18 protein-coding genes are annotated in these 14,523 nt (G+C 33.8%); 11 read left to right on the top strand and 7 right to left on the bottom strand.

Annotated elements, in window-relative coordinates:
• Positions 1 to 60 precede the first annotated feature (60 nt).
• The gene (locus ACVYAD_RS05055) at positions 61 to 900 is read right to left on the bottom strand and encodes a hypothetical protein (protein WP_476425022.1); all 840 of its coding nucleotides are present in this window, start codon (positions 898 to 900) and stop codon (positions 61 to 63) included.
• Positions 901 to 973: 73 nt separating this feature from the next.
• On the opposite strand from ACVYAD_RS05055, the gene ACVYAD_RS05050 reads away from it, so the two are divergent.
• Both ACVYAD_RS05050 and ACVYAD_RS05045 read left to right on the top strand, forming a co-directional pair.
• Positions 974 to 1,165 carry a hypothetical protein gene (locus tag ACVYAD_RS05050; RefSeq protein ID WP_476425020.1) on the top strand — a complete coding sequence of 64 codons (192 nt, stop codon included), beginning with the start codon at positions 974 to 976 and terminating at the stop codon, positions 1,163 to 1,165.
• Positions 1,166 to 1,474, top strand: a complete 309-nt coding sequence (locus ACVYAD_RS05045) for a hypothetical protein (protein ID WP_476425018.1) — start codon at positions 1,166 to 1,168, stop codon at positions 1,472 to 1,474.
• Between the two features lie 42 nt (positions 1,475 to 1,516).
• Here ACVYAD_RS05045 and ACVYAD_RS05040 read toward each other — a convergent pair whose 3' ends face one another.
• The 4 genes from ACVYAD_RS05040 to ACVYAD_RS05025 all read right to left on the bottom strand — a co-directional run bounded on the left by ACVYAD_RS05040 (position 1,517) and on the right by ACVYAD_RS05025 (position 5,098).
• Positions 1,517 to 3,034, bottom strand: a complete 1,518-nt coding sequence (locus ACVYAD_RS05040; RefSeq protein ID WP_476425016.1) for a sensor histidine kinase — start codon at positions 3,032 to 3,034, stop codon at positions 1,517 to 1,519.
• Positions 3,018 to 3,719 carry a response regulator transcription factor gene (locus tag ACVYAD_RS05035; RefSeq protein ID WP_386827755.1) on the bottom strand — a complete coding sequence of 234 codons (702 nt, stop codon included), beginning with the start codon at positions 3,717 to 3,719 and terminating at the stop codon, positions 3,018 to 3,020. Before ACVYAD_RS05035 ends, ACVYAD_RS05040 begins: the two co-directional genes overlap by 17 nt.
• Positions 3,720 to 3,935: 216 nt before the next feature.
• Entirely contained in the window at positions 3,936 to 4,532 is a 597-nt protein-coding gene (locus ACVYAD_RS05030; RefSeq protein ID WP_476425014.1) for a DedA family protein, read from the bottom strand.
• Positions 4,532 to 5,098, bottom strand: a complete 567-nt coding sequence (locus ACVYAD_RS05025) for a class I SAM-dependent methyltransferase (protein WP_476425013.1) — start codon at positions 5,096 to 5,098, stop codon at positions 4,532 to 4,534. The genes ACVYAD_RS05030 and ACVYAD_RS05025 overlap by 1 nt, the downstream gene beginning before the upstream one ends.
• 229 nt (positions 5,099 to 5,327) lie before the next feature.
• On the opposite strand from ACVYAD_RS05025, the gene ACVYAD_RS05020 reads away from it, so the two are divergent.
• The 3 genes from ACVYAD_RS05020 to ACVYAD_RS05010 all read left to right on the top strand — a co-directional run bounded on the left by ACVYAD_RS05020 (position 5,328) and on the right by ACVYAD_RS05010 (position 8,119).
• Positions 5,328 to 6,227, top strand: coding sequence for a hypothetical protein (locus ACVYAD_RS05020; protein ID WP_476425011.1), 900 nt, complete (start codon positions 5,328 to 5,330; stop codon positions 6,225 to 6,227).
• A 210-nt stretch (positions 6,228 to 6,437) separates the two neighbouring features.
• A complete protein-coding gene (locus tag ACVYAD_RS05015) occupies positions 6,438 to 7,325 on the top strand; it encodes an ABC transporter ATP-binding protein (RefSeq protein ID WP_476425251.1) in 888 nt (295 codons plus the stop codon).
• Positions 7,322 to 8,119 (top strand): ABC transporter permease subunit, encoded by a 798-nt coding sequence (locus tag ACVYAD_RS05010; RefSeq protein ID WP_476425009.1) that lies wholly within the window; start codon positions 7,322 to 7,324, stop codon positions 8,117 to 8,119. Before ACVYAD_RS05015 ends, ACVYAD_RS05010 begins: the two co-directional genes overlap by 4 nt.
• Positions 8,120 to 8,186: 67 nt before the next feature.
• Here ACVYAD_RS05010 and ACVYAD_RS05005 read toward each other — a convergent pair whose 3' ends face one another.
• Positions 8,187 to 8,786: a TetR/AcrR family transcriptional regulator gene (locus tag ACVYAD_RS05005; RefSeq protein WP_349659539.1), complete on the bottom strand. Its 600-nt coding sequence runs from the start codon at positions 8,784 to 8,786 to the stop codon at positions 8,187 to 8,189.
• A gap of 421 nt (positions 8,787 to 9,207) precedes the next feature.
• On the opposite strand from ACVYAD_RS05005, the gene ACVYAD_RS05000 reads away from it, so the two are divergent.
• The 5 genes from ACVYAD_RS05000 (at position 9,208) to ACVYAD_RS04980 (ending at position 13,114) form a co-directional block, all read left to right on the top strand.
• On the top strand, positions 9,208 to 9,936 hold the full coding sequence (locus ACVYAD_RS05000; protein ID WP_476425007.1) for an ABC transporter ATP-binding protein: 729 nt from the start codon (positions 9,208 to 9,210) through the stop codon (positions 9,934 to 9,936).
• Positions 9,933 to 10,949: an ABC transporter permease gene (locus ACVYAD_RS04995; protein WP_476425005.1), complete on the top strand. Its 1,017-nt coding sequence runs from the start codon at positions 9,933 to 9,935 to the stop codon at positions 10,947 to 10,949. Before ACVYAD_RS05000 ends, ACVYAD_RS04995 begins: the two co-directional genes overlap by 4 nt.
• 243 nt (positions 10,950 to 11,192) lie before the next feature.
• Positions 11,193 to 12,071, top strand: a complete 879-nt coding sequence (locus ACVYAD_RS04990) for an ABC transporter ATP-binding protein (protein WP_349659542.1) — start codon at positions 11,193 to 11,195, stop codon at positions 12,069 to 12,071.
• A gap of 21 nt (positions 12,072 to 12,092) precedes the next feature.
• A complete protein-coding gene (locus tag ACVYAD_RS04985) occupies positions 12,093 to 12,800 on the top strand; it encodes an ABC transporter permease (protein ID WP_476425003.1) in 708 nt (235 codons plus the stop codon).
• Positions 12,801 to 12,916: 116 nt separating this feature from the next.
• A complete protein-coding gene (locus tag ACVYAD_RS04980; RefSeq protein WP_476425001.1) occupies positions 12,917 to 13,114 on the top strand; it encodes a DinB family protein in 198 nt (65 codons plus the stop codon).
• A 173-nt stretch (positions 13,115 to 13,287) separates the two neighbouring features.
• Here the strand turns inward: ACVYAD_RS04980 and ACVYAD_RS04975 are convergent, their stop codons facing one another.
• Positions 13,288 to 14,052 carry a DUF4184 family protein gene (locus ACVYAD_RS04975; RefSeq protein ID WP_476424999.1) on the bottom strand — a complete coding sequence of 255 codons (765 nt, stop codon included), beginning with the start codon at positions 14,050 to 14,052 and terminating at the stop codon, positions 13,288 to 13,290.
• Between the two features lie 201 nt (positions 14,053 to 14,253).
• Between ACVYAD_RS04975 and ACVYAD_RS04970 the strand changes: the two genes are divergently transcribed.
• Positions 14,254 to 14,481, top strand: a complete 228-nt coding sequence (locus ACVYAD_RS04970) for a hypothetical protein (RefSeq protein ID WP_476424997.1) — start codon at positions 14,254 to 14,256, stop codon at positions 14,479 to 14,481.
• The last annotated feature ends 42 nt before the right edge of the window (positions 14,482 to 14,523 follow it).

Genomic DNA, 14,523 nt, shown 5'->3' with positions numbered 1-14,523 from the left:
TCTACTCATTATCCAAATAAAAAAACGCACATTGCTAAATGATTTTAGTAATGTGCGTTTTTATTTTGGCGAATGCTTTTGTTTATTTTCTAGTCTTTCCTTTAAATCATTAAAGTCTTCGATTACATCTTCCATTGATAATTTTTTAGCTAATGCAATCCCCTTTTGAATAGATTTAGATGCTTCTTCAAATTTATTTGCTTTGATTTGGGCATCTGCAAGGCAATACCAATAAAACCAGGCATCCATATTTGAAATTTTTTCTTTATAAAACTTTTCGATGATTGGATAGTAATTAGAATATAATTCTTCGTTATAGACCAACTTTTCACCATTCCATTTTAATACATCCACTAAATAACTATCACCAATATACATTTGCCAAACTGCTAGACCAACTTTTTGTACTCCATTTACAAAGTCCATTTTGTGATAAGGAATTTCAGCAATCTTTTTGAATGAGTTATTAATCCATTGGAACACTTCCAGATTGCTTCCCATTGCCGCCCCAATCGTCACACCAAATAAATATTCTTTTGTGCCATCACCGGTAATATCTACCAAACCAGAAAAATCCAAATCGACTCCTTGCATTTTAGTTTCCCAAATCTTTCGCCAATCTGTATTGTGTTTTTTTAGCACTATTGATCCAAACTGAAAAGGGTAACCCTTTGCTTTAATGTTATAAGTGAATATTATTTCTTTCTGTCCATCTTGGTCTAAGTCATAAAATTGAATTGGCCGTGTGGAGAAAGGATTTTTAGGGCTTATAAGTGACGCATTCGATGGCATAAACCTACTAACTAAGTCTTCTTCATGGTTCTCCTTAGCGTGAACAAATATTGAAGTAAAACAAACTGCAAAAAGTAGCAATAAAGTAAATACTATCATTTTCTTCATCAAAATGTCCCCTTTTACAGCCAAATATAACATATAGTATTGACGTAATTAGAAAAGAAATTCTTCAATAAACTTGCAAGATGACGAAATACAATCAATTGCGTTAAAATATTTTCTAAAGACGATTGATGTATACGTATCTGTCTTTAAAGGGTTCACTATCCATCATTTTGATGATTCTATCCGTCACTTTGGCGGTTCTATCCGTCATTTTGATGGTTCTATCCATCATTACTATCATCATGATATAAAAAAGGAGACATAAATGGACTTATTTATCGCAAGTAATCGTCAATTACCTATCCGTTATTACGTCAATGAAGCGATTTGGATTCGCCGCGGTTGCTTAAGTTTACATCAATTAACGCTGCCCTTTTTTGTAGAAGTAGAAATGAAAGACCCACATCATTTATTGAAAATTACAGAATATGTTCAAGAAGTCCAAAAACAATATAGCTATACAGAAATTCAAATTATTATTAAGGACAAAAATATTTTTTTGCACTTACAAAAGATACTCCCTCACACTAAAGCCAATCATATTCTCACTATTGAGCAACTAATTCACCCATGAAGAAAGGTAGCATTGTACTATTAGATGCTACCTTTCTATTTTTTATAAAGCTGTAATAGGCAGTTCAATGTTAACCTGCAACATACCATCCGTATACTTCGCGTCGATTTTGCCACCATGTAGTTCTACAATGCTCTTTGCAATAGCAAGTCCAAGTCCTGAGCCTTCCGCTACACTTGTTCTTGATTGATCTTTTTTATAAAATCTCTCAAATAAGCTCGTTAGCTCTTCAGATGTAAATTCATCACTTTCATTAGCAACACAGATTTGAACATTACTTTCTTTTCTTTTAAGAGAAACAAAAATCTCACCGTCACCTGTACTATATTTAATGGCATTCATTAATAAATTATCAAAGACCCTAACAATTTTCTCAGAATCCACTGAAGCAAAAATCCGCTCCTCTGAAAAATTTTTAATAAATGTCCGATGGTTTTCCTCCGCTTGCGGAATCAACTCCTCAATTAATTGATCGAGAAGCTCATTCATACATACCTCCTGTTGCCCAAGGACAATGCTGTCATTCGTTAGCTTCGTATATTCAAATAAATCTTCAATCAGGTTCTTTAACTGTTCGGATTTTGAGAAAGCAATCTTTAAATACTCATCATATTGCTCCTTTGTGTCATACCTTTCATCTCTTAACAATCGTAAATAACCCATAATCGAAGTAAGTGGTGTTCGTAGGTCATGCGAAACATTCGTAATTAATTCATTTTTTTGTTTTTCAATCTTCCGTTCCATCTCTATATTCGTCATAATAGCTTCGGTCATTTGATTGACATTCTCTGTTAATAAAGCGATTTCATCTATCCCCTTTTTCTCAATGCGATAGGTTAAATCTCCTTTTGCGATTTCCATTACCCCCTTAGCAAGCGCCTCGATTTGTTTCATTTTTCTTTTCGTTATATAGAAGAATGAGAAAGCAAATACAACAATTCCAATAAATAAAGGGATAAAACCCTCTGTCGACTTTGCAATAACCGTCCCCTCGGGAATTCCACTAACGAACAAATAAAAGTTTTTATTATCTAAAGTTAATGGATAAAAGGCAATAAATTCTTGCCGCGATTGTTCGATTGCCGGTATCTCATAATTATAGAGTGGGTGATTTATCGCAAAATCCATTACATTTCGAATTTTATTATGTAAATCAATTTGTTCCTCTTCCACTTGTTTCGTCTTATACAATACCTTACCGCTCTCATCGGTAACTAACACTTTCAACGCACCTTGATATTGTCCTAATTTGTCATTTTCTGATTCAATCATTTTCTGTAAGGATTCTATACTATTATCATTGACAGCTAATTCTGCAACTTGCTGCGCTTGAAAATTTATCTGCTGCATCCCTTGACTATAATCAACTGTAGCTGTTTCATTGATATTTAAAACAAACGGGAGCGTGACCCGTGCGGCAAGTAGTCCTAAAAATGCACAAACAATAAAAGTCGTTAATAATTGGACTCTAATACTTGCTCGTACTTTCGTAATAGCCTTTACAATAAGTATTTTTAGTTTACTTAGTAAGTATTTGAATGGCTTAATGATCTTTCTCAATTTTATAACCTACTCCCCATACTGTTTTAATATATTGAGGATTTCTTGGATTTGTCTCAATTCTTTCTCGTATTTTTCGTATATGTACCATTACCGTATTTTCAGACTGTATAGCCTCTTCCTTCCAAACCTTTTCATAAATTTGCTCAGCGCTCATGACTATGCCTTGATTTCTTGCAAGTAATTCAAGAATAGAAAACTCCCTTGGCGTAAGCTTTACCTTTTCATTGTTGACGATTACTTCATGTGTGTCGGTATTAATTCGCAGATCACCAATCTCTATCTCACTTTCATTCATACTATCTAGTCGATTCATTTTGATATATCTACGAAGTTGAGATTTTATGCGCGCAATTAGCTCTAAAGGGTTAAAGGGCTTTGTTACATAATCATCTGCCCCTATGGATAATCCCACGATTTTATCCATATCTTGAGACTTTGCTGACAGCATAATAATAGGCATCTCGGCTATTTCCCTTACCTTCATACACATTTCGATGCCATCCACGTTCGGCATCATAATATCTAGAACAATTAAATGTACTTTATGTTTCTTTAAAAGATTTAAGCCCTCCTCTCCATCACTTGCTTCTAGAATATCGTAGCCTTCATTTTTTAAATAAATAGCAATAAGATTTCTAATCTCTTTTTCATCATCAACTATCAGTATTGTTTCTTTCGTCATCTAATCCCACCAAATTTCAAAGTATTTTAAATTATCAGATGCGCATTAATCAGACCTAGCATCATAACACGAGGTTGATTTTCGTTCCAACTTGGCGCTTTCCTAGGGCGTTCAGTCTTCGTTCCAATCAACCTATTTCATGAAAATATTCCCACTTATAATTACAGTTCCTAATTTTAACTATTTTTTTATTTTTCGTATATAAAAATAATAAAATCACTCTGATACCGACTTTAATTTTCGTGTATAAAAATAATAAAAACATACTGCAATACTAACGAAAGCACCAAAGTAAATACCGTATTTCGTCGCTATCATGGAAATATTTTCAATGTGTTTTCCAAAGAACAAACCAAGTGTAAAGTAAATCAGTGTCCAAACAAAACCTGCTGAGTAGTAATACAAAGCGTATTTTTTAAATGACATGTTATTCATACCTACTAAATATGGAAGTATATGTCTCACGATTGGTATGAAATAGCTTATCACTAAAGCAAAATGACCGTACCTATCTAATAATTCTTTTGACTGTAATAAATATTTAGCCTTGTTCTTTTTCACCAATTTATCCAGTATTTTATGACCAAACACCTTTCCAAGAATAAACCCTAAGGAAAGTCCTGAAACTGCGCCAAGATAAGTTAGTACAAAAGCTTTCAACACACTCATTTTTCCTAACGATGATAAAAATCCACCACTCATCACAATCATCTCATCCGGAAGGGGCATACCAACGATTCCTAGCCATAAGCTGAAAAATAAAGCAAAATAACCGTATTGCTCAATATATGATAGAAGATCTTGTAATCCCATTAGCTAGCCCTCACATTTCCAAGTTTGCAGCTGAGTACATAGGCAGGCGGAAGGTTAATCCATACTTTTTCATGTGAAATGTCTTCAAAATAATTTTGGATAAATGATTTTCTAACAAGTGAATATTGGAATGTGATAAATTCTCCATCTTCTAAGCACTCCTTTACATTTTGTAAAATACGTGATGAAATGGCAGGATTCAATGATGTAAAAGGTAATCCAGATACGATATAATCAATTTTTTTAATATTTAATGCTGACATATAATCGCATAAATCCTCTGCTGAACCATGTATTACGATTATACTCGGCTCATGTTCAAATTGTTCACGAAGCTTTTCACAAAAAACTTTATTATTTTCAATAAGAATTAACTTTGTTGACTGCTCTTTTCTTTTCACTAATTCTTTCGTAAATGAACCCGTACCCGGACCTAGTTCAACAATATACCGGGCATTTTCAAAAGAAATTTGGTCGACCATTTTTTTTGCTAATTTTTTAGAACTAGGTGAAATTGCACCTATCGTTTTTGGATGTTTTATAAATTCAGTAAGGAACGTTAACATACACTTTCTCCCCGATCAAAGTATTATTTGAATACTTTTAATATAAAGAGCATTTCTTAAAGATTTCCGAGGAGATTTCTTAAATTTTTCTTAAGAGACCAGAAAAGATTGTTAGGTCATTGGTTCTAATAATTATTTCCTTTACAAAATTGTCATACAATTGCTTCCAGTAGAATAGAAACCTATATAAGGAATAAATGATACGGAAAAATAAGTGGGGTGTGAAAGGATGCTTAAACTAAATAATGCAAAAGAATTGGTACTCGGAATCGTGCAACAAGACCCATTGTTTGTCGTAATACAAAATACACCTTCAGAAGAAATACTTTATAATGACGGCTATTTAACGCATATTGAGGAAACAAATTATTATTCTACTTCAGAAGTCGCTAGCTGGTTTGAAATAACGGATGCGATGCTTCGCTATTATATTAAACCGTTCGAACAGTATATTTTTGATAATGCTACGAATAGCCCAAATACCAATATTCGTTTGAATCTTCCTGCCATCTTAAGACTTCGCATGATTTTACTGCTAAAAGATGAACACCGCGTTAAGGGCTTAAAGCTTTTACTAGGAATTGATGACAATGGTCAACACATCAAACACCAAATAACTGCAACAACTATGGGTACTGATGATTTAGCGAACAAGGTTGATGTTCTTGGAAATGTTCTTCAGCAAATGATACAAACTGGGCTTTTTAACCTTCTTCCCGACGAAGAACATGGCACCCTACAAGTGACGATCAATCAAGACTTTCTCGCACAAAAAATTCAATTAGTATCCTCTGAATCGGATCTTCAAGTAGAAGAAATTCAAAAAGAAACAGCTGAGCTTAAGCTAGAAAACGAAAATTTACAAAAACAAATTTCAGAACTCCAAGAGCATAGTGTGAAGGATATTGTGCAAAAAATTCGTGAGCGTCATATTGAAAATGAAATTGTGTCGACATTACGGACAGAAGCACTACAGCAATATTCTATAGAGAATAATGCAGGCTATTTTAGAAAACTTTTTCGTTCCTCTCAAATTGAGATGGAAAAAGAGCAATTTGTGTTGGGTTATATTTCGAAGCACCTAGAAGAACGTTTAGAAGTAGCACTGAAAAATTATTATGGCGAATAAATATCTTCAAGCTGTTGGTACATGTAAAATTGTCCTCACTTGGCGGAGAACATGATGGAGTCTTTTTAAAGAAACCATTCATGTTCTTTTTTTACATCGCACAGCCATTTAGCTCACACTGTTTAGTGTTGCATTGTATAGTAATTTATTTTTTAAAAATTAGTTTTATAATCATTATAAAGAACTGTCGAAGGGGTGAAATGTATGGCAATGATTGAGGTCAATAATCTAACAAAAAAGTTTGGAGATTTTTATAGTGTACAGAATGTGGACTTACAAATCGAAAAAGGTGAAGTGTTCGGATTTTTAGGACCCAATGGTGCAGGTAAATCTACAACAATTCGGCACTTAATGGGCTTCTTACAGCCGACACAAGGTCAGTGTTTTATTAAAGGGTTAGATTGTCGCCAATCTACAGCCGAAATTCAAAAATTCGTAGGCTATTTACCTGGTGAAATTGCATTTATCGATAAAATGACTGGACATCAATTCATCAAATTCATTGCCCAAATGCGAGGGTTAAATGATTTAACAAGAGCTCATGAACTCATGCAATACTTTGAATTAAATGCTACTGGGCTTATTAAGAAAATGTCAAAGGGTATGAAGCAAAAAGTAGGTCTCATCTGCGCATTTATGCATAACCCAGAGATAGTTATTCTAGATGAACCGACAAGTGGATTAGATCCTCTTATACAAACAAAGTTTATCGATTTTATTTTAGCTGAAAAAGGAAAAGGAACGACCATATTCATGTCCTCTCATATGATTGAAGAAATTGAAAAAACTTGTGACCGTGTAGCAATCCTTAATGCCGGCAAGATTGTTGCAACGGAAGCAATCGCTGACTTAAAAAAGCGAAAATCTAAAAAGTATTTAATTGAATTTCAAAGCGAGCAAGAACTATCTCGTTTTTTAGGCGCGCAACATACTATAGAACAAATTGGACCAACACAAGCAATTATAAAAGTTCAGGGTAATGTCCAAACATTACTGCATACATTAGCAGACTATAAAATTAATGACCTCGATATCATTTCACAATCTCTTGAAGATATCTTCATGCATTACTACGAAAGTGGAGGAAAAGAGTCATGAACTTTACTTTGCTAAAACATGAGATGCTAGCTACTATTAAACTTTTTACTATTATACTCGCTGTATTAATGCTCTATATCATTAGTATTGTCTATATGTATAACCCTGAAATGAGCAATACTCTTAATAAGCTTACCGAAACAATGCCAGAATTGATGTCAGCATTTGGTATGAGTAACATAGGCAATTCATTAATTGAATTTCTATCTACTTATTTGTATGGCTTTTTATTACTTATTTTGCCGTTAGTCTTTATTATTATGTTGGCAAATAAACTAATGATGGGCTATATCGATAACGGTTCCATGGCATACTTAATTGCAACACCGAATACACGTTTTAAAATTGTCTTCACGCAAGCATTTTTTTTGATTGCCAGTATCTTTATACTGCTCACGGTAACAACTTTAATAGCCATCTTATTTTCAGGGATTCTATTTCCAAATGAACTGGATTTAAGTGCTTTTTTGACATTAAATATCGGTCTTTTTTTCTTACACTTTGCCATTAGTGGCTACTGCTTTTTAGTATCCTGCAGTAGCAAAGATTTAAGAACCTCTTATGCATATAGTACAGGGATTCCTATTCTATTTTATTTAATTCAAGCGCTTAGTAATATGGGTGGTTCTTTAGAAAAGCTTAAGTACTTCACCATTTACTCATTGTTTGCACCTGAAAAATTAATGACTCAAAATAGCTCGTCCATTTGGATGCTAGGAGCATTGTTTGTAACCGGGCTGCTATGCTATATGCTAGCTATTCGTGTTTTTGTTAAACGTGATTTACATTTGTAAAGCTAAACGTCAGAATCTGCTTGCTTTCTTGTAGCAAGCAGATTCTTAAACTTAGGAATATAAAAATTCATTTCTGCAAAGATGCCAAATTACCAATGAAGCGCAATAACCTAAAATGAATCATGGCTAACTCCTCCACATTTAAATTCTCATCTCCACTGCGTAACCACTCTTGAATAACACCTAAAATCGCGGAAGTTAAAAAAGCCTCAAAATATTGTAGAAACTCTGGGTCAAGCCCTTCTTCTCGAATCACAGAGATTTTATCCAAAATATGATTACTAAAAACTTTCTTCATTCTCCTGCTAAAGGCGGGGCTCCCCTGCTCCCCTAAAATAATTCGAAAAGCTCTTGCATGCTCTTTAATAAATTGAAATACTGTAATAAATGGCTGATATAGTTGGCCTATTTTTATCGAGTGAAAAGCATCTAGCGGTTGAACGTTTTTTACATAGCTCTCTAGTTCATTTAATAATTCCTGCTGCAAATCCTCCATCACTTCAAATTTATCTTTATAATGTAGATAAAAAGTTCCTCGATTAATGTTTGCAGTAATAGCTAGGTTTTTTACTGTTACTCGCTCAAAACCTACTTTCTCTATTTGTACAAGTAATGCAAGTTTTATAGCTCGTTTCGTTTCAAAATTCATGATATCGTGAATAGACATTTAGAACCCCCATTGTATTATCACTTTAATCCGTTAGTATTTAGCCATGTTGTTAGATGATTACCTCAATAATTACAACAAGTTCAAAAAGTAGTAGTCATTACAGCATTTACCTTATTTATCGGGTCTTTTTTATTAATTTCCAACAATCTAATTTAGTAAAATAGTTATTTTTTAAAATTTTTAGTCGGTATACATTCTTATTAGTTAAAAACTGCAATATTCCTCATCGAATTTGATGATTATAGCTACTATGTACAACGAATTTGTTTGGACTAGGCAATCTGATTTCATCTAGCTCGAAAATGTTGAAATCCAAAATCACTTAACACTTTTTAGTTATTTGTTTATTGTAATTCCCAATTCACTACCTTAAAATTTCAAGTATCAACACTGTGTTCAGTAAAGGAGAGATGGATATATGGGAAACAATGCAATTTCATTAAACTCCATAGAAAAAAAGTTTCACCAAAAACAAGTAATTGCCCCGCTTTCCTTAGAAATTCCTAAGGGACAGCTTATTGGCTTACTTGGCCCTTCAGGCTGTGGGAAAACGACGTTAATTAAAATGATTATGGGAATGATCAAGCCCGATAATGGTCATATTCAAGTGTTAAATCATACCGTCCCCCATAAGCAACTACTGACAGATATCGGTTATATGGCACAATCTGATGCACTGTATTTGGATTTAACTGGTGAAGAGAATCTCCATTTTTTTGCTAAGCTTTATCGATTATCCAAAAAAGAACGTGCGGAGCGTGTCAATTATGCTGCAAGCCTTGTTCATTTAAAGGATGATTTAAATAGTAAAGTGTTGAATTATTCTGGGGGGATGAAACGGAGATTATCCCTTGCAATTGCCCTTATCCAAAATCCCCAGTTGTTGATTTTAGATGAGCCAACTGTTGGGATTGATCCCGTATTGAAAAAAGAAATTTGGCAGGAGTTAATTCGTCTAAAAAATGATGAGCATAAAACAATTTTAGTAACGACACATGCAATGGATGAAGCAGAGCGCTGTGACCAGCTAGCTATGCTACGCAATGGTCATATTATCGCGAATGGTACACCTCATGAATTGAAAGCCCATTATCAGGCAAAGGATTTTGATGAAGTGTTTTTAAAGGCTGGAGGTGAAGCACTATGAGAATCGGCGCAATTGTTACTAGAATTATGCAGCAAATGATACGTGATAAACGTACACTTGGCTTATTATTTTTTGCCCCTCTTCTTGTGCTTTCGTTAATGTATTTTGTTTTTAATAGTAACGAACCTGACATGACACTAGTCGTATCAAATGGTCCTGCATCAATAATCGAAAAGCTTGAAGATTCGGATTTTCATGTTATCGAAAAAAATGATTTTTCTATTGCCAGTCTAAAAGATGAAAAATATGATGGCTGGTTAGCTTTTCAGCAAACTCAATTGAAGCTCACTATATTAAATGATGATCCTTCAACAGCTAAGGCTTTAAAGATGAAGCTTTCTCAGGTTTTACAGCCAGAACAATCTGCCATGATGAAGTTGACGACTGAATATGTATATGGCGATGAAAATACCGCTATTTTTGATATTTTTAGCCCGATGCTAACAGGCTTCTTCGTGTTCTTTTTCGTCTTTTTAATTACTGGTATAGCGTTGTTAAAAGAACGAACTTCAGGGACTTTGGAACGCTTACTAGCGACACCGATTAAACGTTCTGAAATTGTTGCTGGTTATATGATTGGTTATGGATTGTTTGCTTTTATTCAAACGACTATTATTGTGCTATTCGGGGTTTATGTCCTTGATATTGTACACGTCGGCTCCATTTGGCTTGTGCTACTAATCAATATGGTGGTTGCACTAGTTTCATTATCATTAGGAGCTCTGTTATCAAGTTTTGCCGCTTCAGAGTTTCAAATGATGCAATTTATCCCGCTTGTCATTGTGCCGCAAATTTTCTTTTCAGGTATTTTCCCACTGGATAATATGGTGGAGTGGCTACAAAATATAGGTCGAATTATGCCACTATACTATGCCGCTGACGCGTTGAATGGGGTTATGTATAAAGGATATACCTTTAGTGAAATTCTAGCCGACTTAGCGATACTTGCTTGCTTCGCTCTTGTATTTATTACATTAAATATTGTAAGTCTCAAAAAATATCGATCATTATAATTGAAATGGTTCTGCTCAAAAATTGGGCAGAACCATTTCAATTATAAACTAGGATCATCACCCCACGCATGAAGATACAACACAAATATTCAAAAATAGAAAATTACACCAAAATTCCATTAGTAAAAGAACAAATATTCATCTATACTAATTTTACAGATAATGTCTTGAATTTCGTAAGTACGAACATATAGATACGAAAATGACTTACAATAAAAAGCCTAAAAATAAAGGTGTGTAAAGATGAATCCGATTATGGAAATACAGAACATTTCTAAACAGTATAGAGGTAAAAAAATCTTAGAAAATGCTACATTTTCTATTTACGCTAATCAAATTATAGCTATTGTAGGAAAGAATGGAGCAGGTAAGAGTACCCTTCTAAAAATTATTGCAAAATTAGTTGACGCCGACAGTGGTTCTATTGTGAAACATCGACAATCATTAAAAATTGGCTATGTGCCAGAAGTGACCCCTTCACATATTTTGTTTACGCCTGAAGAATATCTTTATCATATGGGCCGTATTCGAGGTATGACCACTAAACAACTTCAGCAAAAAATAAATGAGTTACTTGAATTATTTCATTTACAGGAAGCTCGGAACATTCGGATTGTTAACTTTTCTAAAGGTATGAAGCAAAAGGTTATGATTATGCAGGCAATGCTTGAAGACACAGATCTGCTAATCTTAGATGAGCCACTATCAGGACTTGATCCTAAAGCTCAAAGTGATTTAGAAGAAACCCTTTCGATATTAAAGGCTAAGGGGTTAAGTATCGTTTTAACATGTCACGAACCAAAATTACTTCAACATCTTGTTGATACCGTTCTTATTATTCAAAATAACAAAGTCAATCAAACTGATTCATTACATAAGAGTCATACATTGAAAAATAAATTAATTTTTGAGATTTCAAGCGTGAATTTATTGGATGACATGCTACCTATTCTTGAAATACAGCAACAACATCTTTTAGACAACGGTTGTTATGAGGTTATCACCATTATTAAGGCAGAGGAAACAGACAGAGTATTATTAGAGCTACTACACAAAAAAACCTCAATTAAACAATTAATCCCGATCAATGAAAAGGAGGAACAATTCTATACCCATTTTTAATGAGGAAGAATAGACGCCCATATGACTAGTTTATTACGTTATCAATTTATTAATTATTTAAGAACTTATCATTACGTTCCACCTTTTTCAATTTTCATATTATACCTTGTTGTTAATTATACTTTTGTACCAAATCCAATATTAGATAGTTATTCGTTTACAGCTATCATTCTATTTTTTCTAATGGGATGGTTTACAATTACACTATTTCACGCGGAAGATGAAGGACAAAAGGTAATTACAACACTTCATGCCAAAAGCCGAACACACTATAATTTAGGAATTTTTATAATTTGTGTACTCATTGGTTTTTTCTTAAGCTTTGTATCAGTAGTCTACCCTACTCTTATTGGCGCCTTTGGAGAAAAACCAAGATTTATACATCAATTACTAGGATTCCTCTCACATTTTAGTTTAGCTGTACTAGCGATTGCACTTTCAGCTCTATTTACGAGAGAACTCGTTAAAAATAAACAAAATACTTGGTGGGGTGTACTTGGCATCTTAATTGTTTCTGTCGTGATTGCTACTTTAAAAGAAACAATCCTTCAGATCAAAGGGCTCATTTGGTTACTTCCCCCTGTCCGCCTTTCATTGGAAATGATGGGCTCAGAAGACTCCATTAAATCAATTCCTAGCCGTTTTTATTGGCAATTTACTTGGATCTTCGCCTATTCGGCCTTCGTCATCATGTTGTTCTTCCTCCTTTCGAATCGAAAAAGGAGATAAATATTTGAACATGGTTCGTGGACGTATGCAGGACATGATACTAGGAAGTGGGCTTCTCTTGAGGATATTTCAAATTATCTAGAGTCATGTGCCAAGTTAAAATAACAGAGGGTTTATTGAAAATTGGCAATGATGTGTTGTCAAATAAGGTATTTACCCTTCATGGTCATGAAGTTAGTGCTTGGAGAATACTTATGTCCATTCCCGAACATGAAATCCATCATCGTGGGCAAATCTCTTCATATTTACAAATGAACAAGATTGAACCGCCTCAAATTTTCGGATTAAAGATTGGGCAAGTGAAAACATTTTAATTTTATGAAAGAGTGTGGACATCATCTTATATCCAAAGCTTATTTTGTCTTTATATTAACCCCTCTGTTATATAGAAAGAAATTATAATCAGTGGGGTTTTTATCGTCCCTTACTCGTTATTTGTCTCCGTCAATCGGTATTCTATGGTAGTTAATGCCGGATTAAAAAGGACCTATTGCAATTTATTATTACGATCATCTGATTTGTTTTTATGATATGTTAAAGCTAAAGAAATGGTTAGTATACTTCCAAAAAATGAATCTATGATACGTACAACAATTATTCCATAGTTGCTAATAGATACCCTATCGATCATGCACCAAAGACATACATATAGTAGCGTTAGAATAAATATTAAAGCCCAAAAATAGAGTTTCTTTTTAGCGCCAATTTTCAGAGTATCTTTATTCTTATTTAATGATGCTCTGTAATACATATAACCGATAATTAGTGAAATCCCCAAAAGTGTACTACCGTGTTGCAAAAATTTATACACGGGTATTTGATAGCCATACAGATTGAAGGTATACGTCAGAGTTGGGAAATTCCTTACCATAAATCCATTTGTATGTGTAAAAGAATCCCATACTACATGAGTTAACATTCCAAATAATGCTGAGTTACAAAAAATGAATGTCTTCCATTTTTTACCTACATCTATTTTGTAGCTAGATGTATCCTGCAGAAAGTTAGGTAAATGGCGGATTACATTCAAACGTATAATTTGATGATAAATAAAGTAAATCATTAATACTAAAGGGAGATTGAATAGAAAAAAACCTGTGAAGGTATGTCCTATTTCCCCTATTGGTTGGCCTCGTAAAAAATATTCAAAGTCAGGAGCCATACTACCAAAAACCATTGCGGAAAAATTAATATATTTACTTTTTCTAGTGAAAGGTAATACTGCCGCAGGATGAGCAAATGTTAATGGCATAGTATCCCGGTATCCCCCTTCTATTTAATAATGTATTTATTACAACGTTTTTCATTTCTAAAAGTTACTTTGAAATGAAAAGATCCGCAGATTCCATCAACAAATATTTCTGTTGTAAGAATTTATCAATAGTTTAATAAAGACCTTATAATAAATCCCCCCTTACACTAAAAGAAATAAAATCAACTGAAGGGGGGTTTCTTGTGTAAAGATGAGGTACTTTTTGTGCTCAAAACCTATGTAAGACATATTCCACAGGGAGTACAAAGCATTCTTCTAGAATATGGCTTACTGGAGTTACCCCTTGCGATAAATTGGCCAATAACTATTGGATTATCTCTCTTAAGTGTTGTGGCAGCCTGTCTTGGTTGCTGGGTATCAACAAAAATCATCGCCAAAACCTCACCGAGAATTTTGCTTGTTGAATAAATATGCCCCCATCCTACCTTAGGTAGTGGGGGCATTCATTTT

Source organism: Lysinibacillus sp. G1-3, from assembly GCF_056322905.1.
The sequence above is the reverse complement of the archived record's forward strand: the minus strand, read 5'-3'. Positions and strand labels throughout refer to the sequence as shown.